Source organism: Burkholderia sp. BCC1640 (assembly GCF_902833125.1).
GTDB classification, from domain to species: Bacteria; Pseudomonadota; Gammaproteobacteria; order Burkholderiales; family Burkholderiaceae; genus Burkholderia; species Burkholderia diffusa.
Genome location: NZ_CADFEF010000195.1, coordinates 1 through 332, shown reverse-complemented (window position 1 = coordinate 332; position 332 = coordinate 1). Strand labels below are relative to the sequence as shown.

Below are 332 nucleotides of genomic sequence, written 5' to 3'. Positions count from 1 at the left end.
GGAGAGGTGGTTGGCTCGGTGCAGGCGGGCGGCGACGGGCAGTGGTCGCTGAAGCTGCCGGCCCCGTTGTCGGAGGGGGCGCACGAGATCGCGGCGTCGTCGACGACGAACGGGATGGAGAGCGCGCTGACGGCGCCGTTCGAGCTGACGGTGGACGTGACGGCGCCGGATCGGCCGACGATCGAGTCGGCGCATGACGACGTGGGCGCGGTGCAGGGCCCGATCGTGAACCACGGGACGACGGACGATACGACGCCGACGCTGAAGGGCTCGGCGGAGCCGGGCGCGGTGGTGACGATCTACGACGGCGGCAAGGCGATCGGCTCGACCGT

General features: G+C 72.0%; 1 protein-coding gene. It reads left to right on the top strand.

Annotated elements, in window-relative coordinates; translation table 11 throughout:
- Positions 1-332 (top strand): hypothetical protein (locus HWX25_RS33190; RefSeq protein ID WP_175912813.1); only part of this gene is annotated, 332 nt, incomplete at both ends.